General features: G+C 31.9%; 15 protein-coding genes. 7 read left to right on the top strand and 8 right to left on the bottom strand.

Annotated elements, in window-relative coordinates:
* Window positions 1-20 precede the first annotated feature (20 nt).
* Window positions 21-4,064 (top strand): FG-GAP-like repeat-containing protein, encoded by a 4,044-nt coding sequence (locus tag Q0822_RS16270; protein WP_299125694.1) that lies wholly within the window; start codon window positions 21-23, stop codon window positions 4,062-4,064.
* 12 nt (window positions 4,065-4,076) lie between these two features.
* On the opposite strand, the gene Q0822_RS16265 is transcribed toward Q0822_RS16270, so the two are convergent.
* Both Q0822_RS16265 and Q0822_RS16260 read right to left on the bottom strand, forming a co-directional pair.
* Window positions 4,077-4,586, bottom strand: coding sequence for a hypothetical protein (locus Q0822_RS16265; protein WP_299125691.1), 510 nt, complete (start codon window positions 4,584-4,586; stop codon window positions 4,077-4,079).
* A 2-nt stretch (window positions 4,587-4,588) separates the two neighbouring features.
* Window positions 4,589-5,488: a hypothetical protein gene (locus Q0822_RS16260; protein ID WP_299125688.1), complete on the bottom strand. Its 900-nt coding sequence runs from the start codon at window positions 5,486-5,488 to the stop codon at window positions 4,589-4,591.
* A gap of 133 nt (window positions 5,489-5,621) precedes the next feature.
* On the opposite strand from Q0822_RS16260, the gene Q0822_RS16255 reads away from it, so the two are divergent.
* From Q0822_RS16255 to Q0822_RS16240, 4 genes are all read left to right on the top strand, one after another.
* Window positions 5,622-7,208, top strand: a complete 1,587-nt coding sequence (locus Q0822_RS16255; protein ID WP_299125685.1) for a VWA domain-containing protein — start codon at window positions 5,622-5,624, stop codon at window positions 7,206-7,208.
* Between the two features lie 88 nt (window positions 7,209-7,296).
* Complete coding sequence (locus Q0822_RS16250) at window positions 7,297-7,893, top strand: SprT-like domain-containing protein (protein WP_299125682.1); 597 nt, start codon at window positions 7,297-7,299, stop codon at window positions 7,891-7,893.
* Entirely contained in the window at window positions 7,893-8,975 is a 1,083-nt protein-coding gene (locus Q0822_RS16245; protein WP_299125680.1) for a mannose-1-phosphate guanylyltransferase, read from the top strand. Before Q0822_RS16250 ends, Q0822_RS16245 begins: the two co-directional genes overlap by 1 nt.
* Before the next feature lie 3 nt (window positions 8,976-8,978).
* A complete protein-coding gene (locus tag Q0822_RS16240; protein ID WP_299125678.1) occupies window positions 8,979-10,472 on the top strand; it encodes a DUF389 domain-containing protein in 1,494 nt (497 codons plus the stop codon).
* A gap of 1 nt (window position 10,473) precedes the next feature.
* Here Q0822_RS16240 and Q0822_RS16235 read toward each other — a convergent pair whose 3' ends face one another.
* Together Q0822_RS16235 and Q0822_RS16230 are read right to left on the bottom strand one after the other, a co-directional pair.
* Window positions 10,474-11,241 carry an ATP-binding cassette domain-containing protein gene (locus Q0822_RS16235; protein ID WP_299125676.1) on the bottom strand — a complete coding sequence of 256 codons (768 nt, stop codon included), beginning with the start codon at window positions 11,239-11,241 and terminating at the stop codon, window positions 10,474-10,476.
* Window positions 11,241-11,978: an ABC transporter permease gene (locus tag Q0822_RS16230; protein WP_299125673.1), complete on the bottom strand. Its 738-nt coding sequence runs from the start codon at window positions 11,976-11,978 to the stop codon at window positions 11,241-11,243. Before Q0822_RS16230 ends, Q0822_RS16235 begins: the two co-directional genes overlap by 1 nt.
* Before the next feature lie 113 nt (window positions 11,979-12,091).
* Between Q0822_RS16230 and pafA the strand changes: the two genes are divergently transcribed.
* On the top strand, window positions 12,092-13,759 hold the full coding sequence (gene pafA, locus Q0822_RS16225; protein ID WP_299125670.1) for an alkaline phosphatase PafA: 1,668 nt from the start codon (window positions 12,092-12,094) through the stop codon (window positions 13,757-13,759).
* A 63-nt stretch (window positions 13,760-13,822) separates the two neighbouring features.
* Here pafA and Q0822_RS16220 read toward each other — a convergent pair whose 3' ends face one another.
* The 4 genes from Q0822_RS16220 to Q0822_RS16205 form a co-directional block, all read right to left on the bottom strand.
* The gene (locus Q0822_RS16220; RefSeq protein WP_299125668.1) at window positions 13,823-17,248 is read right to left on the bottom strand and encodes a M36 family metallopeptidase; all 3,426 of its coding nucleotides are present in this window, start codon (window positions 17,246-17,248) and stop codon (window positions 13,823-13,825) included.
* Window positions 17,249-17,419: 171 nt separating this feature from the next.
* On the bottom strand, window positions 17,420-19,093 hold the full coding sequence (locus Q0822_RS16215) for a T9SS type A sorting domain-containing protein (protein WP_299125666.1): 1,674 nt from the start codon (window positions 19,091-19,093) through the stop codon (window positions 17,420-17,422).
* A 70-nt stretch (window positions 19,094-19,163) separates the two neighbouring features.
* On the bottom strand, window positions 19,164-21,920 hold the full coding sequence (locus Q0822_RS16210; protein WP_299125664.1) for a CHAT domain-containing tetratricopeptide repeat protein: 2,757 nt from the start codon (window positions 21,918-21,920) through the stop codon (window positions 19,164-19,166).
* Window positions 21,921-22,067: 147 nt separating this feature from the next.
* Window positions 22,068-22,592 carry a hypothetical protein gene (locus Q0822_RS16205; RefSeq protein WP_299125662.1) on the bottom strand — a complete coding sequence of 175 codons (525 nt, stop codon included), beginning with the start codon at window positions 22,590-22,592 and terminating at the stop codon, window positions 22,068-22,070.
* A gap of 134 nt (window positions 22,593-22,726) precedes the next feature.
* Here Q0822_RS16205 and Q0822_RS16200 point away from each other — a divergent pair, with 134 nt between their 5' ends.
* Window positions 22,727-23,290 carry a sigma-70 family RNA polymerase sigma factor gene (locus Q0822_RS16200; protein ID WP_299125659.1) on the top strand — a complete coding sequence of 188 codons (564 nt, stop codon included), beginning with the start codon at window positions 22,727-22,729 and terminating at the stop codon, window positions 23,288-23,290.
* Window position 23,291: the final 1 nt, after the last annotated feature.

The following is a 23,291-nucleotide window of genomic DNA, read 5'->3' as shown; positions in this document are numbered from 1 at the left end:
TATATTTATAAAAAAATTGAATGCTAAAAAACTTAGTTGTCAATAGAGTCTCTTGTTTCATTTTCTTCTTTATAATTTTCTTTGCCACGGAAGTTAGTGCCCAAACATTTCAGCATGCAGAAATTGAAGCTGGATTAAATATTCTTGAGGAAAATAATGGTGTTGCTGTTGCAGATTATGATGGTGACAATGATCTCGATATTTTTGTTGTTGCTAAAGCTAAAGACAACACTGATAGCCCTAAAACATTAAGTAGATTATTCAGAAATAACAATAATGGTACATTCACAGATGTGACGGAAAGTGCTGGTTTTTTTGATTTATTAACCCAAGAAGAAGGTGGAGACGATTATTTTGGTTTAGACGGAAATAAAAGTGGAGCATCTTGGGGAGATTATAACAATGATGGTTTTCCGGATTTATTTTTAACCTATTCGCTAAAAGTGCAATTATGGCGAAATCTAGGAAATGGCACATTTGCAAATATTACTGAAATTGCTGGTTTTGAAACTATCAACGAATGTCAGAATACAGGCGCTACATGGTTTGATTATAACAATGACGGTTTGCTAGATATATATATTAGTGATTGGGAAGCATGTGAAAGTAATCAACTCTATAGAAACAATGGTAATAGCACATTTACCGATGTTTCAGTGGCAACAGGTATTATTGAGAGTGAAGATTTTGCAAGTTATACCGCATTTCCTTTTGATTTTAATGAAGATGGTTTTTTAGACTTGTTGGTCTCTAATGATTTTGACGAGCCCAATAATCTTTATATGAATAATAGTTTAAATACTTTTATTGATAACGCTACAGCTTATGGTTTGGATACTATGGGTGATGATATGGGAATTACTATTGGCGATTATAATAATGATGGTAATTTCGACTTTTTTGTAACAGCAATAGATAATAATTTCTTCCTTCAAAATAATGGTGATAATACTTTTACAGAGCTAGCCGACAATTTTAATATTGGTAATACAGGTTGGGCTTGGGGAACAAAATTTTCAGATTTTGATTTAGATGGAGATGAAGATTTGTTTGTTGCCAATGGTTATGTTTTTGAAAATAGAAGTACAGAGCCTAATTTCTACTTTAGAAACCTCACAGTACAAGGACAAGATGCCTTTGAAGATGCTTCCTCCGAATTAGGTCTAAATGAAGAAACTGTTAGTGTAGAAGCTATAGATTGGGATTATGATAATGATGGTGATATAGATTTATATGTAACAAATAGTGACGGTACATCATTTTTATATGAAAATGAGATTTTAAATTTTGATGATATAAACCCCTCGTTACATTGGTTTAAAATTCACTTAGAAGGAACAACCTCTAATCGTGATGGTATTGGTACTATAATTACAATCACAACTGCTAATGGAACTTTTAAACGTTATTATTCCGGTGTAGGCTTCTTATCACAGAGCTTGCAAGCCGTCCATTTTGGATTAAATGATGCTACAGAAGTTTTGGCATTAGAAATTAAGTGGCCATCTGGTCTTGTAGAAACGTTTAATAATTTAGATTCAGATATTAATATAAAAGCAACTGAAGGTTCTGGTATCGAGGTACTAGATATAATTCCAAGTCAGAAAATATATGGATGTTTAGATCCATTGTCATGTACTTACAATCCTGATGCCACATTAGAGGATGGGTCTTGTACATATTTAGAGTCTCAGGTAATAGTAGGTAATACGTCTTCGTCATTCTTAAGAACAGAAACTTACAGTTATAATATTGCCAACGGATCTACTGCTACATGGCAGGTTTCTGGTGGTGAAATTTTAAGTGGCCAAAGTACAAGTACTATCTCAGTGAAATGGCAATTAGAATCTATTGGTCAGATTTCGGTTACAGAATCTAATAGTGAATGTTCTAGCTTACTTGCATCACTAGATATAGAATTGGGAACAGATAATCTGCCTGAAGATGTATCAATTGCTAGATTGTGGAATGAGGTTTTACTAGAAGCCATTAGAGCTGATTTTGCTAGACCAACTATACATGCCAGAAATCTATTTCATACTAGTGTTGCCATGTACGATATTTGGGCAATTCATGATGAGGTAGCCAATCCGTACCTTATCGGGAATTCTGTAAATGGTTTTACCAGTGATTTGGAAGACTTTATACCCATTGAGACTAATGAAGAATCACTAAAACGTTCCATAAGTTATGCGATGTATCGATTGCTTTCGCATCGTTTTCAGAATTCACCAAATGCTGATACATCTCAAGATTTGTTTGATTTAATAATGGACAAGCTTGGATATGACACCTCCAATTCGTCTTTATTATATGAGTTTGGTAATGCTGCTGCTTTAGGAAATTACGTGGCACAAACGATTATTAATTACGGATTGCAAGATGGTTCTAGGGAACAAACAGGTTACGATAATGCTTATTATGAGCCAGTTAACGAATCTTATGCATTAGATACAAGTACTAATATTAATCCACCAATTAATGATCCGAATCGTTGGGTGCCTTTAGCATTGAACATTTTTATCGACCAAGGCGGAAATATAGTGGGTGAAGATACTCCACCTTTTTTAAGTCCTGAATGGGGAAATGTTCTTGCATTTGCATTAACTGATGAAGAAAAAGTGACTTACCAAAGAGATGGTAATAATTATCATGTATATCATGATCCTTTAGCTCCACCATATATAAATCTTACCGATAATAATGCGGAAAGCGATGCTTATAAATGGGGATTTTCGATGGTTTCTGTTTGGCAGTCGCATTTAGATCCAAGTGATGGAGTTCAAATAGATATATCTCCAAACACTATTGGTAATGTAGATATAAGTGCGTTCCCAACTAACTATGCTGAGTATCCTTATTTCTATAATTTTATGGAAGGAGGATCTATTAGTAATGGACATACTTTAAACCCTGTTACTGGAAATCCATATGAGACTAACATGGTATTAAGAGCAGATTATGGTCGTGTACTTGCTGAGTTTTGGGCAGATGGTCCAGATTCTGAAACTCCGCCAGGTCATTGGTTTACTCTTTTGAATTATGTGAATGATCACCCTCAATTTGAAAAACGTTTTCAAGGTGAAGGAGAAATTCTGAATACATTAGAATGGGACGTAAAAGCCTATTTTATTCTAGGTGGAGGCATGCATGATTCTGCAATCTCTGCATGGAGTATAAAAGGTTGGTACGATTATATAAGACCAATTTCTGCAATTCGCTCAATGGCAGAACGTGGACAAAGTACAGATATGTCTTTAGATAATTATAATACCTCTGGTATTCCACTAATCGAAAATTATATCGAAGTTGTTGAAATTGATGATCCTTTATCTGGTTTCGCAAATCAACATGTAGGAAAGATAAAACTGTACACTTGGAAAGGACATGATTTTATAAGTGATACAGAAACTGATGTTGCAGGCGTAGGCTGGATTTTGGCAGAAAATTGGTATCCTTACCAGAGACCAACATTTGTGACTCCTCCTTTTGCAGGCTATGTATCAGGACATTCTACATTCTCACGAGCAGCTGCAGAATTAATGACCATGATGACTGGTAGTCCGTTTTTTCCAGGTGGATTAGGAGAGTTTGTGGCTAAGAAGAATGAGTTTTTAGTATTTGAAGAAGGACCTTCTGAAGATGTAATACTGCAATGGGCAACTTATAGAGACGCATCAGACCAAACAAGTTTGAGTAGAATTTGGGGTGGAATTCATCCTCCCGCTGATGATATCCCTGGCCGCTTTATTGGTCAGGCAATTGCAGAAAGTACGTTCAGTTTTGCTGTACCTTATTTTGAAGGCTTACTTGGGGAGCAAGAAATAGATAATCAAATTCAAAAGGTTTACCCAAATCCAACAATAAATAGAGAACTTTTCATAACTAATACTGACGTTTCAGATGCTATTGAAGTGTTTGATATTAGAGGGCGTAAAATTGAAATAAATAGAAAATTTAACGAATTAAATAATACAACCTCAATTCAACTCAACTCAACTTCTGCAGGATTATATATGTTGAAAATAAATGATAATTCTGAAATGATTGTGGTTAACAATTAAAGAATATTAAGGTTAATTCTTAGAAAAACGAACCTTTTTAGAGACTATCGGTTCTCCATCAATTTTTATAATTTTATTATTGATAATAGCAAAAATGGTATCAGCGATTTTTGTATTGTCTACGACTTTATTATAAGTAAGTTTTATTTTCTTTGTACTATCATTAAGGTGGATTATCTTACCTATTTGCTTAACATTTTCAATGATTGCTACATTTTTAGTTTTAAAATTAGAAAGGGAATCATTTGTATAGTTCTTTAGTTGCTCTGTCACTTCTTCTGTAAACTCAGGATGTTGGTTTTGTAAAGCAATTAAATCATAAAAATCTTGCAATTTTTGATTAATCAATGGAGCGTTGAAAGTGGGTATAACTTCATAATTACTTACGACTTCTATATCCAATTCTTCTGCAGCCATCTCGTAAGTTTCATCAGAACTTTTTACACTTCTATTTTCCATGGCACAAGCTGAAAGTATAATACTAACTAGGATAAGTACAATATGTTTTATCTTCAAATTCATAGTTAATGAATTACAAATTTTAATTTTACAATTTTACCGTCAACTACAGTTTTATCTAAGATTTGCATGTCTTTTAAACTTCTAGTCGGAATAGTCAATTTCTGAATAAATTCTTGTTTTGTATATAGTTCTACAGCGTTACTATTTTTAAAAAATTGATAAATTTCTGCGTTGTCATGAAAAATAGCACTTAGTTTTTTCTTGTGTTTTTTCCACTCATTAATATTCTTATTCGTATAATAATTGAGCATTAAGGCATAATCATCAGCTACAAGCTTTACGACTGTATTTTTATTAGAGTTAAATTGTCTAACAATTGTATCCGTTTTATAATAAGGTGATTCAACAATAAATTTAATTTCTTTATCTGCTGCCGAATAGTTAAAACAACCTAAAGAATCAGAGGTTCTATGAATTGGTGATTCACCATTTTTCAAAATTTTAATATTTAAAATAACGTTGTTTATTGGTTCATTCTTTATAGAATCATAAAAACAAAATTGATACTCATTTTTTTTATTAATAATAGAAAACGCTAATAAAATACATGGTAATAATATTATAAGCCATAAGTATGTTTTATAAGCTTTTTTAGGTTTTGAGATTTTAGTTTTAACTTTATTTTCAGCCTCAAAAGCATTCCAGTTTTGGTAACCTACGTAATTACTTAATAGATTAAGCATATCAATTCGAGGTAATTTTTTTGCTTCATTCTTAAAATAGGTATAGAACCATTTTTCGCTTACACGTGCTTTTACTTTATCAAATAAATCTTCTTGAAATGCTATAATATCATCACCTTTCCAATCTTCAATAGTATGAGATGCACTGTTACCTTCCAAGAACTTTTGCGTTATGGCTAGTTTTAGCTGTGAGAATATATGCTTTTCTTCTAAATTCAAATTTAATATAAGGTGCTGAAAGTCAATTGTGTAATATTTGTAAACTATTTACAAATGATTTACAAGTGTTTTCCAAAGGATAAAATCAATAGTGCTCTAGGTTTGCTTGTATAACGTTTAAAAATATAAAATTATGAAAGTAAAACCATTTAAATCAGTAATTAAATTTTCAATCGGATTGGCAGTTGTTTTGTTAGTTAGCGCCTGTCATAATCCTAATGAATCTAAAAACACTATTTATTCAGTAGAAGAAGTTGAATTGTATAATGTAGCTGCAGACGAAGAGGTAGTAATTGATCATAATACAGAAGAATATGATAGAATTTATGAAAACGCATTTAAAGAGGCGAAACAAAATCCTTTATCAACATTTTCTATAGATGTAGATAATGCATCATATAGTAACGTTAGACGTTTTTTAAATAACAATCAATTACCACCAAAGGATGCTGTGCGAATAGAAGAAATGATTAATTATTTTAACTATGATTACCCTCAACCCACAGATAAACATCCTTTTTCATTTTCTAATGAAGTTGCAGATTGTCCGTGGAATACTGAGCATAAACTTGTTCATATCGGAATTCAAGGAAAATCATTGGATTATAATGATTTAAAACCTAGCAATTTTGTGTTTTTAATTGATGCCTCAGGCTCTATGTCATCTAATGATAAATTACCGTTGCTTAAAAAAGGACTAAAATTATTGTTGAGCGAATTAAATGAAAATGACAAAGTTGCTATAGTAGCTTATGCTGGTTCTGCAGGATTAGTTTTACCTTCTACAAAAGCGTCAAAAAAAGAAAAAATTATTAGAGCTTTAGATAGAATTGAATCTGGTGGTTCTACAGCAGGAGGTCAAGGTATACAATTAGCATATAATATTGCGAAAGAGAATTTAATTGCAAATGGAAATAATAGAGTGATATTAGCAACAGATGGTGATTTTAATGTAGGTATGTCATCAAGTTCTGAATTGGTGAGGTTGATTGAAGAAAAGCGAAAAGAAGATATTTACCTTACTATTTGCGGATTTGGAATGGGAAATTATAAAGATGGTAGAATGGAACAAATAAGCAATGCAGGAAATGGAAATTACTTCTACATTGATAATATTAAAGAAGCAAAAAAGGTTTTTTCAACTGATATGCGCACCAATATGTTCACGATTGCTAAGGATGTAAAAATTCAGATTGAGTTTAATCCAAAACAAGTTAAAGCCTACAGATTAATAGGTTATGAAAATAGACTTATGAATGATGAAGATTTTAATGACGATAAAAAAGATGCCGGTGAATTAGGCGCAGGTCATACGGTTACTGCGCTTTATGAGGTGGTTCTTTCAAATTCAACTGAGAATATATCAAAACATGATCCTTTAAAATATCAAAAAACAGAAAGTACAAGAGCATCTAAAACTGATGAATTACTGACCATAAAATTTCGATATAAAAAACCAAAGCAAGACGAAAGTATTTTAATTACTAATACCATTGTAGATGAAGGAGTGAAGTTAGAATTAACTTCAAATAACTTTAGATTTTCGTCTGCAGTTGCTGGCTTTGGTCTCTTATTAAGAGATTCTAATTACAAAGGGAATATCACATATGCTATGGTTGAGGAATTGGCATCTAAAGCCAAAGGAGATGATATAAATGGCTATAGGCAAGATTTTATCAATATGTTAGAAACATCATCTTTACTTGCGGAGAAGTATTAATAATATGGCTGAGAAACACTTTTAGTAAAATCTAAAAGTGTTTCTATTTTTTCTTACCAAATTTTCTAAAAGCTGTATTTTTACAGCAATGCAAACAACACATATAGATTTTATCCCAGAACAAGCACAACCAATGATAAAAGCGTTATTGGTAAATGATAATTTGGTCGTTAAAGTTAAAAACGAGCGTAAAACCAAACATGGAGATTATAGACAGTTACCTAATGGTAAGCATCAGATTACAATAAACTCTAATTTAAATCCGTATCGTTTTTTAATTACCTTAATACACGAAATTGCACATTTTGAAGCTTACAGTACATATGGTCGTTTTATAAAACCTCACGGTAAAGAATGGAAACAAACTTTTCAGCATTTAATGTTACCTTATCTTAGACCAGAAATATTTCCAATCTCATTATTACCTTTATTGGCAAAACATTTTAAGAACCCAAAAGCATCCAGCGATACAGACACGCAACTCGCCTTAGCCTTAAAGCAATTCGACGAAAGTAATGATAAGACATATGTATTTGAAGTACCTTTGGGACAAGCCTTTAAGCTTTATAATGATAGAGTTTTTAAAAAGGGAAATAAACGAAGAAAACGCTTTGAATGTGTTGAGGTTAAAACAGGTAAATTATATCTGTTCAACCCTAATGCTGAAGTAGAATTATTAGAATAATGAAAAATAAAAATTATTACGCCATATTAATGGCAGGTGGAGTCGGTTCAAGATTTTGGCCTGTGAGTACACAAGATTTTCCTAAGCAGTTTCACGACATGCTTGGTACTGGTCATACACTAATTCAAAAAACATTTAATCGTTTAGCGCAATTGATTCCTGAAGAAAATATTTTCATTTTGACTAATGAGCGTTACAATGATTTAGTCATGGAGCAATTACCGAGTGTTACAAAGCGTCAAGTCGTTTTAGAACCGGCTATGCGAAATACAGCACCATGTATATTATATGCATCTTTAAAAATTCAGAAAGAAAACGAAAATGCTGTAATGATTGTAGCACCAAGTGACCATTGGATAGAAGATGAGCAAGCATTTTCAGATAACGTAAAGCAGTCATTCAATTTTTGTTCCGAAAACGATACTTTAATGACTTTAGGTATCACTCCTACGTTTCCGAATACAGGTTATGGTTATATAGAATTTGATGCAGTATCTTCCCAAGGTATTGCGCATGTTAGTCAATTTAGAGAAAAACCAGATTATGAAACAGCTAAGTCCTTTATAAGTCAAGGTAATTTTCTTTGGAATGCTGGTATTTTTATGTGGAGTGCTAAATCGGTTATTGCTGCGTTCAAAAATAATCAACCTGAATTATTTGAGCTATTTGAAAACGGCTATAATGTTTATAACACAGAGTTTGAAGACGATTTCATCAGAGATAATTATGCCAAAGCAGAAAACATCTCTGTAGATTATGCCATAATGGAAAAGAGCAAAAACGTTTATGTAATTCCTGCTACTTTCGATTGGAATGACCTTGGAACTTGGGGAAGTCTTTATGATAAGCTAGATAAGGATGAAAACAATAATGCCATAGTGAATTCTAAAGTGTTATTGGAAGATGCGTCTGGTAATATGATAAGATCAAAAGCAAATAAAATTGTTGTTGTGGATGGACTAAAAGATTATATCATTGTTGATAAAGACGAAGTTTTAGTTATCTTTCCTAAAGCAAAAGAACAAGATATTAAAAAAGTACTTCAAAATGTGAAAGCTAATTTTGGAGAGGAATATGGTTAAACTATGAGTGAAGAAAATAAATTTAACTTTTCTGAGGAGGAGAAATCGCAAATAACAAACGAAATAAATAAGGAGAATGCTGTTGAAGAAAAGAAAGACGCTGTAAGAAAGGATGCACGAGGCTTATTTGCTAGTACAAAAACGTTTTTAAGCGAGCTACTCGACTTTAGGGATGACACAGATAGAGATGCAACTATTTCTGCTATAAAAGCTGATATTCCTTTTAAGGGAGCAACGGCTTGGATTTTAGTTTGTTCTATATTCGTGGCTTCGGTTGGTCTCAATGCGAACTCTACTGCTGTTGTGATTGGTGCCATGTTAATTTCGCCATTAATGGGTCCAATTTTAGGAGTTGGTATGTCTATAGCTATTAATGATATTGACACTTTAAAGAAATCATTGATAAACTTAGCGACAATGATTGTGTTGAGTTTATTAACTGCTTTTTTATTCTTCTGGTTATTTCCTTTGAGTGAAGAAACTTCAGAACTTTTAGGGAGAACACGTCCAGATATTAGAGACGTACTTATTGCCTTCTTTGGTGGTTTGGCTCTAATCATAGCACGTACAAAAAAAGGAACTATTGCCTCTGTTATTTTTGGTGTCGCCATCGCAACAGCTTTAATGCCGCCATTATGTACAGCAGGTTATGGTTTGGCTGAGGGTAATTGGCAGTTTTTTGGTGGTGCAATGTACTTGTTTACTATCAATACCATATTCATAGCGTTAGCAACATTTTTAGTATTAAAAATATTACGTTTTCCAATGCTTAAATACGCTAATTCGGCAAAACGTAAACGTATCTCAAGATTTGCAATGCTAATAGCTATTATAGTTATGATACCTGCAATTTGGACATTTTTAACTGTATTACAGGAGAACAAATACGAAAGAGATTACAAAAATTTTGTAGAAAATGAGATTGAATCTAACCCTAACTTATGGCTACAAAGAAAAGTTTTAGATACAGATAATAAGAAGTTAAGTCTCTTTTTTAATGGAGATGTTAGTGATGAAATGATTTCGGATATTCAAAACGAAAAGAAGAATTATGAAAACCTTCAGGACTTTGAATTGGTAATCAATGCAAATAAAACGAGGAGTGCAGACCGTTTGATACAGTCACTAGACAGGGCATATGCAGATTTAGATAGAAAAGATAATGTTATAGACGGACTTCAAAAACAAATAACAGAATTAGAGGAAAACATCACTAATTTAAATCAGCTTATAGAATCCAAAAACACAAATAAGAATTCAATATCTTTTAGTGCCTTATCTAAAGATGCCAAAGTAAGATTTAACGATTTAGAGTTTTTCGGATATGCGAAAATGTTAGAATCTAAAGATTTTATAAATATAGATACGGTAACCGTTGCCAATGTAAGGTGGAAAGTATCTTTATCTGATAGTGTGGTTTTGGTTAGAGAACGAGCATTGCAAAAATGGTTAAAAGAAGAATTGAAAGTTGATACTATCTTCGTGAGAAGAAATTAACTTATTCATTCTCTTCTATATACATTTTACGTACTTTTTTAAATAATTCTGAAGAATAGACAAAGTCAGTAACCACTTCATTATCGGTTCTAAATATGGTTTCTTTAGAGCCTTCCCAGGCTTTTAGACCATCTTTGAGGAATACGATTTTTTCACCAATCTCCATTACAGAATTCATATCATGAGAGTTAATAACAGTTGTTATTTGATATTCGTCAGTAATTTCTTGGATAAGATTATCTATTACGATAGCAGTCTTTGGGTCTAAACCAGAATTTGGTTCATCACAGAATAGATATTTAGGATTATTCACAATAGCGCGTGCAATAGCAACACGTTTTTGCATTCCACCAGAAGCTTCACTCGGCATTTTTTTATGGGCATCAGGTAAATTAACTCGTTTTAAAACTGTATCTGCTCTGTCTTCCATTTCACTTTTATTCATTTTAGTAAACATTTGTAATGGAAACATCACATTCTCTGCAATAGTCATAGAATCAAACAAAGCACTACCTTGAAATACCATTCCAATTTTTGATCTTAATTCTCGTTTTTCATCACCGCTCAACTTACTGAAAAATTTACCATCATAGGAAATAGAGCCTTGTTCAAACTCAAATAAGCCCAATAGACATTTTAAAAAGACAGTTTTACCTGAACCACTTTGTCCAATAATAAGATTGGTTTTTCCTTTTTCAAAGGAAGTAGTAATTCCTTTAAGGATATGAGCATCACCAAACGATTTATGTAAATCTTTTACCTCTATCATCAGCCTAATAATAAACTTGTTAGTAAGAAGTTTAACAAAATAATTACAACACTAGTCCAAACGAATGAAGTCGTACTGGCTTTACCAACTTCTAACGCTCCTCCTTTCATAAAATATCCATAAAATGACGGTATTGTTGCTAAGATAAATGCAAATACCATAGTTTTTATAAATGCATAAGCCATGTGAAATGGAATAAAATCATTTTGCACACCAAAAATATAATCTTCATAAGTACCATATCCACCATACACGCAGGCTGCTAAACCACCTAGTACACCAAGAAACATAGCGATAGAAATAACAAAAGGATAGAGTGTAAGTGCAACAAACTTTGGAAATACAAGATAGTTAATGGCATTTATTCCCATAACTTCGAGCGCATCAATTTGTTCTGTAACCCTCATGGTACCTATACTAGAGGTGATAAAAGATCCAACCTTACCAGCCATGATAATGGAAATAAACGTAGGAGCAAACTCCAAAATAATAGATTGACGAGTTGCGAAACCAACTAGATATTTAGGGATTAATGGATTACTAATATTTAACGACGTTTGTATCGCTACAACTCCTCCAACAAAAAATGCTATAAATGCTACAATTCCTAAGGAACCAATGATGAGGTCATCAATATCTTTAAGAATTAAAGTTTTTAACACAGACCATTTAGTTGGTTTGCGAAACATATCTTTAATCATTATAAAGTAAGCGCCTATATTATGGAGGTATGTCATTCTAGAATTTGATAATGCTAATGTATAAAAAATGATTAGTTATTAACGTTAATTTAAATTAAGATGTTCTAAAAATTGTATTTTTGAAATTGAATTGTAAGACCTATCTAAGCATGAAAAAATTCCTTTCGCTAATTGTAATTGTATTTATGTTTTCTTCTTGTGGATCACAGGATAAAACATTGACATCTATAGAAAATACAGTTAATACGACTAATAGTGCCAAGCCAAAATTAATCGTTGGTATTGTTGTAGATCAAATGCGTTATGATTACCTAACACGTTTTGAATCTAAGTTTGGTGAAGGTGGTTTTAAGCGTATGATGAACGAAGGTTTTAACTGTAAGAACAACCACTTCAATTACGTGCCAACCTATACAGGTCCTGGACATGCTTCGGTTTACACAGGAACAACACCTAAGTATCATGGCATAATATCTAATAATTGGTATGATAAGGAAACGAAAGAGACTGTGTATTGTGCTAGTGATGATAGTGTTGAATCTGTGGGTACAGAAGATATGGCAGGAAAAATGTCACCACACCGAATGTTAACGACAAGTTTTGCAGATGAAAACCGATTGTTTACTCAAATGAGAGGCAAAAGCATTGGAATTGCAATTAAGGATAGAGGAGCTATTTTACCTGCAGGTCATAGTGCTAATGCAGCGTATTGGTTTCATGGTAAAGATGAAGGTGTATGGATAACAAGTACATTTTATAGAAATGATTTACCGCAATGGGTTAAAGACTTTAATACTTCAGATACTGCTGAATCTTATTTCAAAATATGGGATACGTATCAACCGATAGAAACTTATATTGAAAGTGGAAGTGACTTAAATAATTTTGAACGCGGTTTTAAAGGAAAAGAAACGGCAACATTTCCTTATGATTTAGAAGCTTTAAAATCTGAAAATAATGGATTTGATATTTTGAAAGCTACTGCATATGGTAATAGCCTTACAGTAGATTTTACATTAGCGGCAATTAAGGGTGAATCTTTAGGGCAAGACAACGAAACAGATGTCTTAGCTGTGAGTTTTTCTAGTACAGACTATGTTGGTCATAATTTTGGAGTTAATTCGAAAGAAATTGAGGATACATATATACGTTTAGATAGAGATTTAGAACGTTTATTCAACTATTTAGATCAAACAGTTGGTGAAGGCGAATACTCAGTGTTTTTAACAGCAGATCATGGTGCTGTAAACGTGCCAGCATATTTACAATCTGTTAATATTCCTGCTGGTTATTTGGATTATAATGATAGAAAGGAACGGTTTACCAATTTTTTAGAATCTGCTTATGGAACAAAAGATATAGTAGAAAATGTGAGTAACAATCAAATATTCTTTAACAAGACAAAGCTAAAAGAATTGGGTTTAAACATTCATGATGTTGAACAAGCACTTGTTGATGAACAAATTAGTTATCCAAATATTGCTAAAGTTTATACGGCTACAACAATGAATAGTACTAATTATACAACTGGTATTGAAACCTTACTACAAAATGGATTTAACCAAAAACGCTCTGGAGATGTTATTGTTGTTGATGATATAGCTCATATTGCATACAGTAAAACGGGTTCTACTCATGGTAGCGGTCTTAATTATGATACGCATGTGCCTTTGTTATTTTTTGGTGCAGGTATAAAACAAGGTGAAACTTATAACAAAACTGTGATTCCTGATATTGCACCAACCATTTCAGCCTTACTTGGTATTAGTTTTCCTAATGGTGCTACAGGTGAGGTTTTGGGGTTTGTTTTGGATTAGAGAAAGCAAATAGAAAAAGGCTTTGATGATAATCAAAGCCTTTAGCATAATTTAAAAAGGATATTATTCCACAATAATTTTCTTCTGAATTATACCTTGTTTAGTAGATATTGAAATAAAGTAAATACCAGTATTAAGATTACCTAATCTAATTGTATCAGACTTAAGTTTATGTCTATACTTTATGTTACCAAATAAATCGTTTACTTCAATGCTAATTACATCATAAGCTTCTAAACCTTTAATTCTGAAAGTGGAGGCAGCTTTTACAGGATTTGGAAATACGGTAATATTGTTTTTAGCTATTCGCTGCTGATTTAGACAATTTCCATCTAGAAAAACCCATTCTTCGCCATTAGAAAATATATTACACCAAGGTGTTTCAGCCCCACATTCGGATATTATTTTGTATTGCATACATATACCATTGAACTTTTTTATCAACGGACCTAGGTCATAATAGTTGTTAGATAGGCTAACAGTGTAATAAAATTCAAATTCTTCTGTACTAACACATTCTCTATTTTCTGCGAAAACAAACGTATATTCTTCAACTTCTTCTTCAGTCTGCCATTTTAAGATGCGATTATCTTCAATAGTCACATCAATGAAAGGAGGACATTCTATTTGACAATTTTCAAAAGAAATCCCTTCAGCCATATCAGCTAGCTCAAATACTTCATTGGTGCCTTGTGTATAAAATGAAGCTAAAGCTTTAAAGTTGTAATTACCAATAAGTCCATTGGTAAAATTGGATTCTGTAATAGTAGCACAATAACTATATTCACCATTAGAATTCAAGAAAAAATCTATTTCATTCGCAGGAATTGAACTAATTTCAGTGTTATTATCTGCGTCTAGTATTATTACTTCTAGATTTTGTAAAGATTGACCACTATTTTCACTTTCACAGTATGTTCCACATATTTGAAATTCAAAATCAGAACCTAATACCTCACAATCTAAAGGAGTATTTGATGTTATCTTTACATAGGCTTGTGAGCAATCTTCATCTTGTGTTTGGTTGAGATTAATATTATCAATTGCCACGTCTGCTGTTTCATTTGTAGCATTCAATCTTTTAAAACGAAGTTGTATTTCATCGCCAACATAGTCTATAAGGTCTATATTAACTGTAATCCAATTATTACCAGTACTATTTATTTCACCCCATAAATTAGACCAGCTAAGTCCTGCATTATTGCTTACTTCAAGTAGAAGTTCACCTCCTCTACCACCTGGGTTTTCCATGTGATAATCGAAGCTAAAGTTAGCATTTGTAATACCAGTCAAATCTATACATGGTGAGTTTAATATGGCTGATTTCAAAGAGTTACCAAAACCACTGTTTGTTGCTAAAGTATACATGTAGAAATTTGAACTATCACTACCTCCATCTGGACCAGTACCACTTGTAGGTGTACTGCCAGAATTTCTAACCCAATCTAAATCATCTAAAGAAGACTGAGTCCAAAAACCCATAGAGGTTTCAAATCCTTCGCTATAATTTGGTGTAATAGTATTAGAACATTCCTCTACTTCACAAGATGCATCAAATGATGGGCGTTGACCACCCAAAGAATCAGGACTTTCTTCAGCTCTAGATCCTACACCTCTACGACGAAAGACTTCTTTAATTAAACATTCGAATTGGCCATTATAGAGATCCTGGTCTGCTTGTAAAATAGCATCTCTTCCAGACACAAAGCCCATTATGCGAGGTGTGTTTTTTATACCTTCAATTATTAGAGCCATGGCTTTATTGTTACCACCTGTACCTGTATATAGGTCACTATCATAACCTTCTGCGTCGATTAGTGCCCATGATAAATCCCATAGTATAGTAGCCCAAATAAAGCCTACTTGGTGCGAAGTCATACTTGAGTTTATATTTGCATAGGTTAATCCGTTTATATTCATATCAGTTGAATAAGGTGTTGGCCTGAACTCATTTGACGTTGCATCTTCATCTTGATTACTAACATAATTACCAATAGTCCTAGTTCTTGGGTTTTCAGCATCAGGGTTTATAGTTAACATTAAGCCAAACCAGTCGCTCCAACCCTCATTCATGTTTTCTTCATTGTTATCAGCTCCTGGGTAATCAGTAGCATCTATTCCACCGTTTACTAGACGTGTTGAGATGCCGTGAGCGTACTCGTGGGCAATAATTAAGTTGGCTAATGAAGTATCTCTATTATCAATTAAATTAGAATTTGCAAACATTGTTAACCTAGGGCTTTCTCCATCATCTGTAGGAGAAAACCTCCCAATACTATTTTGGTCACCTGTGTCTTGAGCGTCTGCAAATATTGGATCAGGTAAAGGACTATTAGTATCACCATTCCTATCAAAATTGTTGTGTTGAAAATTACCACTTGCTTCATCAAATCCGTAATGATATGACACATCATGTGCAATATTAACCCAATAAAAGAGATTTGTAATCGCGGCTTTTTTGTTCTGGGGACTAGTTGGACTTAACGAATTATTATACTGAAAATAAAAGTTTAAAGTACCATTGTTATATAAAGTGCCAGTTGGTGCAGTTCCATTTGGTGTATAAGGATTGACAGCTGCTGAGTCGTCTTGCGCTAAAACGTTATTACCTCTTGTAATAGTAAACTCATGACCATTTGGATTATTAACACTATGCCAGCCATATTGTGATGCTAAAGGACTATGATGATTACTTACAATACTTTGAGCTCCAAATAAAGGACTTTCTAGAGGCATTGCATATACACGATAACCTGAATTGAAGTTTGAATTTGTAATTAGTTTAAGTTTGGTGTTAAGTTTTTTAACATAATCATTCTTTTTTGGGTGATTTTTAGGTTTTTCATTGGCTATATTTTTTTCGCCTCCCCAACTACAAGAAAGAATTAGATCCTTACTTTTCAATACCTCACCTGTTACGGCATCAACATCGTCTTTCCAAGAATGTTTACCTGTTTTCTCATTTAAGCTAATGGACCAAACTAATCTGAGTTCATTTTTATAAGGTATGTAATTAAGTTTAGCCTTTAAAGGTGTTGAACTTATTCCAGTATTGTTAAAGCTAATTTTCTCACCAAGAGTTTTTTTATGTTTTAATACAGGGGTTTTTAACTGATGATATTGTGCGTTTTTATTGATTGCACTTTCTGGACTTAAAGCTGCAGAAGTCAGTTTAATTTTTTTATTAATATCATTAACAAATTGGTTATAATGCCAAATGACCTTTTCGTTTTTAACCGTTAATTTGTAGGTAGCACCTTTAATAGGAATACCGTTTGCATACTGCTGTATATATACATGTTGTATCTCTGGATTTAGTGATGGTGTAATTTTATTTACTTTCCATTCAGAGAAATCTTCTTTATTGAACTTGGGGTTTTGTGTTGTTTCTTCAAAATGAGAACGAGCCAAATCGTCCATTTTAGTCTGAGAAAATGCATTATACATAAATGTAAAACACATAAGAATTATCATATAGTTGCTTTTCATGATTTTGGTATTTAATAAATAAAGGCAGTTGTAAAATTGTTTTGGACATTTAAAGACAGCCAAATATCTGTCTTAGCTTTGGGCAAAATTTTTTATCGTAAGCTGAAAAAGTTAATTATACGAGATTGGTTAATAATTTTAGTTGAGATCGTTTATGATAAAAAAAGAATATTAGTTCACAATTATTCTTTTCTGAATAATGCCCTGTTTAGTAGATATTTTAATAAAGTAAATGCCTGTACGCAGATTACCTAATCTAATAGTGTTAGACTTAAGTTTTTGATTTGATCTTATGTTTCCAAACATATCAATCACTTCAATTTCTTCGACATCATTAGCTTCTAATCCTTGAATCTTAATATTACTACCTGATTTTATTGGGTTGGGAACTATTTTTATTATATCACTGTTTTTTGAAAAACCACTTGTGCCACAAACATAGAATTTTTGAGTCATGGTATCACTGCAGTTTAAGCCAGATGAATTAGATGAATAAACTGTAGCCTTTACTTTTCTTACTACGTTATTACAATCTACATTAATCAATATTTGTGGTGTGCCTTCAGGATTTAAATAACCATTATAGTTCGTAACCGTACCATTGTTAAATGTTACCTCGAAATTGCTACTAGTAATTGACCATCCAGATACGAGTTGTGTATTCGCTACAAAGGCAACATTACCTTGGCCAATCCAATTATAATCTACAACGCTATAAATTGATATACCACAAGTAACAGGTGGATTGCAAGGCTCTAGTGGTAAGCTATAAGTTTCCGAATATTGAGTACAATTTAGTACTCTAGGAATATAGATGTATGCATTAATTTCATAATCATCAGCAGGATTAAAACTATTTTCATTAAGTGTTACACAAAATGTTCCTGAGCCTAAACCATTGGCATCTACATTGTCAAATATTGGAGTTATGGATATACTTGAACTACCAAAAGGGTTGCTGTTATTTGTAATATTTAAGACAATATTTGGTGATGCAGTACTATCTAGCGCAGTGAAAGAACCACATACTTCAAAGGTATTGCTGTCTTCAAAGATATTACAGTTAGGAAAATCCGTTATAATATTTACTGAAAGTGCCTCACAAGGATCATCAGGTATGTTGATGTCTTGAGAATCATTCTCTAAGCATACACTTTCTATATAGGCCATTGCATAATCTTCACCGTTTGTAAATTGACAGTCAGCAGCAATAAAATCAACATATATATCTCTACCATTAGCAGATTCAGGAACTTCAACACTAAAGGTTTCAAATCCTAAGGATTTATAGATTAAATCATTTGGGTTTACTATGTTTAAATCACTCGATTCAATACATTTAGTAGTGTACACTGTATTATTAAGTACATCTGTAATAACTATTCGAAAATGAGGAGCTAACTCAGGATTGTAAGCAAAAACCAGTTCGTTGATATGTAAGTTTTGCATTTCTAGAGATGCAGTGATGTGCACAGTACTATTATTAATATTTTGAAACTTAGTTCTTAAACCAATAACATCATCTCCATCTTTGGTGTTTGGATTCTTATCATTTAATCTGAGATAGGTGCTTCCGATGTGGTTTTGATAAGATATAAAAGGATCATTAGTGTTAGATGGCAGATTACTAGTAAATCCAGGATTAGAATTGCTGAACAAAATTTTACATTTTTCAGAACTCAATGCTTCCCTTGAGCCACTGATATAATTTGCATTATTAGGCAGTTGATAGGAGCCTGGAAATCCTAGTGGATCTTTAAAAATTACTATATCATTACAATTGTCTTGTGCGAATAACAAATTTAAAGACATTAATAAAATAAAAAGGGTAAGTACTTTTTTCATAATTAAAGAATTGAGTTAGACATCGTTTAACTTAATGTTCTTAAAAATGAAATTTGTTACCCAGAAGAATTCATTTTTTCTTTTTATAAAGTAGAATTAGCAATATTAGTAGAGCTAGACATCCAAATGACCAATATAATATGGAGTAGTTGTTGTTAAGTTCTATGGGGTCTACATCACCAATTAAAATAAATGAAGCCCAATAATAAGGTGATGCTTCAGAGAGCGAATGTGTTTCTAAATAATTGAGTTTTGCATGTCGTAGTGCTTCAGATTTTGATTGACCATTTTTGAGGTTTAGATAGAAGTCTTCTATGATTATTGCAGAAGATTTATCATTTACAGACCATAACGTACTTGTAACAGCATCAGATCCGGTATTAAAGAAAGCTCTAGCTAAGCTCATTACTCCCTCACCTCGTGCAAGCTCACCAAGAGAGGTCTCGCAGGCATTAAGTACTACCAATTCAGCATTATTGTTTGTTTTATAAATTTCGTTCAAATCCATAATAGAATCATGAAATACTATATGTGGTAATCCACTAGCACTAGAACTGGCATGCGTAGAAACATGTATAAGCTTGTAATCTTCAATTTTCGTCTTAAAATTTATTTTGGAAGCTTTGTCATATTTGAAAATATCTGGTTTTAGCCCAAGATGATTATTCAAATTATTAATTTCAGTTTCAGAGTAAGGAAGATCAGATAAACCTTTATTAAAGCTTATTGGCGCAAAGGCAATAATATCTTTGTTTTTTTGCTTTTTTTCTTCTTTGTTGTCTACTAAAAGCGACAATGAATAAGCATAATTAATTTCGTTTTTAAATATCAGAAAATCATTATCTTTTTCTGAAGTTTGTAAGGCATCGAAAGGAATGTTATTTAAAAAGTTATCTGCAACTATTGTTATTGTTTTATCCTTAATGTTTGGCCTTATGACTTCTGGTATTAAGCTATTGTACAGATCAAAAGAGAGCTGATTTAATTTTTCTTTCTCCTCAATGCTATTTAGTGGTTTGCTCATAAGCTTACTAAAACGCTCGATATGTTTTTTTAATGAATCAACATTTTTTAGTTTAAAAAGTTTGGTTTCAGAATTTGTAATGAGCATACCAAATCCAATTTTATCGGTATTAAAACCGAGAAAATCGTTCTGCACGATATAATTTAAATATACCTGGTCATGGTTATGTATGGTACTTTTAAAGGCACCTAGATTTATTATTTTAGTAGGTTCTATTGTTTTGAATAAACGTTTATATTTATTATCAAGAGTGTCTATAAAGTGATTGTAATGCTGCTTGGCAATAAGCTCAAGATTTTTTAGGCTATCATTATTACTGTTTCTATATTTTTCAATATTATTTGTTAAGCTATCATGAATTTGGATAATATTATTGGGACTATCTGTTTTGTTTCTTCTATATCTTCGTTCTAAATCTTCTTTCAATAAAATCGCTTTGTTTTTTTCTATAAAATAAAAGGCCTTTTCATTGTCGTCTAAAGCATAACAAATATTAATAGCATTTGCATATAATTCTGAAAAAATAGATTTCCAAAATAATTTATCTTTTTTTTCTGAGCTGTTTAGACGAAGATCGTCCAAAAAAACATCTGCATTTTCTAGAATCTGTAATGCTTTTTTAAATAGCCGTTTATCATTTAAATGTTGAGCTTCACCAGAAAAGATTACAGCCTTGTTAATGAGTAGGTCCATAAGCTCAAACTTATTTTGAGCGTTGCTAAATTCCGCAATAGGTGTAATTACAGAATAATTATTGCTTACTGAGCTTATTTGAGTATTAATCGCTTTCTGAATTTCTATTTTAGATTTTTCATATGCTTTAATACCCAAATAATAGCGACTTTTACTCTTTTGAATGTAGGTTTTCAAATGAGTATCAGGTCCGTAGCTCATCGACTTATCAAAATACTCTAACGCTTTTGGGCTATGATTTTTTAAGAGATAATATATGCCTATATCGTGGTAAATTTCACCAAGCCTTAGAGAGTCATTAAAAATTAGTGCATACTTCAAGGATAGATCGTAACTCTCCTTTGCTCTAATAAGATCATAGTCCGCTCTATCCAAATATAAATTACCTAAATTTTGATATAAAGTGTTTAAGCCCGCTATATAGCCCTCATAATAGGTGTCTTTTGTATAATTTTCTTTTTCAAATAATATAGCATCAGTTATTATTTTAATACCTCTATTTAAACTTTTTGGTGTTTTAATAGTTTTATAACAATTACCTGCATATAGTGAGTTTTCTGTAACGTAATCTACATTTTTTAATAGTTTTCCGATATTAATTGTATTTTCATAATGCTCTGCGGCTAAATAAAACTCTAATTGATCATAGTATATTCTAGCAATAGATTTGCTCGCATTGTAAGCAAATTTATCTTTATTGCCCAGTTCTAATACTTTATTAAAATATTCAATAGGATTTTCACCATTACTTTTTTTCATTACACCAAGACTATAACAGTTTTTTCTGTAAAAAGAATTTTTAGGGTAATCCAAAGAATCCATTAGGTTTATACTTCTTGTGCTTAAAATAATGGCTCCATCTTTATTTTTTTGTCTATATAATATCTTAATAACTTCGTAAGCGGCATAGAATACTGAATCTGGGCTTTTGTTATCTAAACTATATTTAAACCATTCATTAGTTTTTATATTTTTTTCTTGAAAAGAAAAAGTTGAATCCTTCGTAATAGCTAATAAATCTTTAACGAGTTCTTGAGCTTTTGATTGATTAAAAGTTATTAAAACTAAAAATGATAATATTATTTTAAGATATGGATTAATTAATTTCATTAATTAATGACGTTTTTTTTTGTGGTAAAATAATAATTCTAAAGATGTAGAAAACACCTGCTAATTAATTTAAATTATTAGGAGGTGTTTGTAAATATTTAGCAACCAGGGCTATGTCTTACAACATGTCTTTAATAAATCTCTATATTAAAAACAAAGATCATAAGGAAAAGCTACAGTCAAGTCTATCGTGTTAGGTATCTCACCTTCATTATCTTGATCAGGGTGATTTTCAGGCTTTGGCCTATGTTTAGTAGCATTAGTGGTCGTATTGAATGTTGTTACAAAAGGTGTTGCAAAAAGGGCTCTATACTCATGAACATTAACTAGCCACTTATCAACATATCCACAATTAGAAACTGTTGAGGCTTGGATCGAATAAATCGTAAAATTTGCTGACATGTCAGCTCTATAATTTGAGATAAAGTTCTCAATAGGATCAAAGTTCACTGGTCCCCCAAGAGATGTGTTATCATAATCCTCTAACCATGCAACACCGTCATTATAGTCAATAAATACTGTCAAAGTATCACCAATTATCTCATTCATTGGAAGATCTCGATTACCTCTTTTTTGGATATCTACATTTGAGTCGTATTTACTCTTAGAATTTAAATCTTGTTCTTGTGAATCAATACTTTCTCTCTCGCATCCAAAACTTATTGCTAACAAGGCCAATAAGCATAAATAAATAAATTTTTTCATCGTAATTAATTTTTGAGTTATATAACATAGTTCGCGAAAAAGGAATTTGTTACCCAATAAATATAAAAGTTTATTTTTGTTTATAAGATTAAAATCGACGAGTGACAGATAATTCTTTCTTTTTAGAAGCTCTAATAAATAATGACTCTAAGGTGATTATTAATATATATAAATCTAATTTCTTCAAGGTAAGAGCATTTGTAATAAAGAATAAAGGTCAGCAACAAGATGCTGAAGATATTTTTCAGAAAGCGCTAATGCAATTGGCAGTGCGTTATAAAAAGGAAAAATTTGTTATCAATACTAGTTTTGAAGCGTATTTATTTACCGTCTGTAAAAATTTGTGGCGTAGGGAATTGAATAAAAACAAAGTCAGGGTAACAAATAATGACTATTTAGAACCTAAAGATGATAATGAAGATATAGCACTAGCAGTTTTAGAACAAAAACGATGGGAATTATTTACTGAGAGTCTAGAATTAATTTCCGAGAATTGTAAACAAATATTAAAATTATTTTTTGCCAAGACACCTTATGCAGAAATAATGAAAAAATTTAATTATAATTCTGAGACTGTGGTCAGGCAGCGCGTTTTTAAATGTAAAAATAGCCTAAAAGAGTATGTTAAAAAAGATAAGCGATTTAAAAACCTGACCGAATTATAGA

This window comes from uncultured Winogradskyella sp., from assembly GCF_947496485.1.
In the GTDB taxonomy this organism is placed as follows: Bacteria; Bacteroidota; Bacteroidia; order Flavobacteriales; family Flavobacteriaceae; genus Winogradskyella.
Note: the sequence above shows the minus strand (reverse complement) of the source record. Positions and strands in the feature narration are given on the sequence as shown.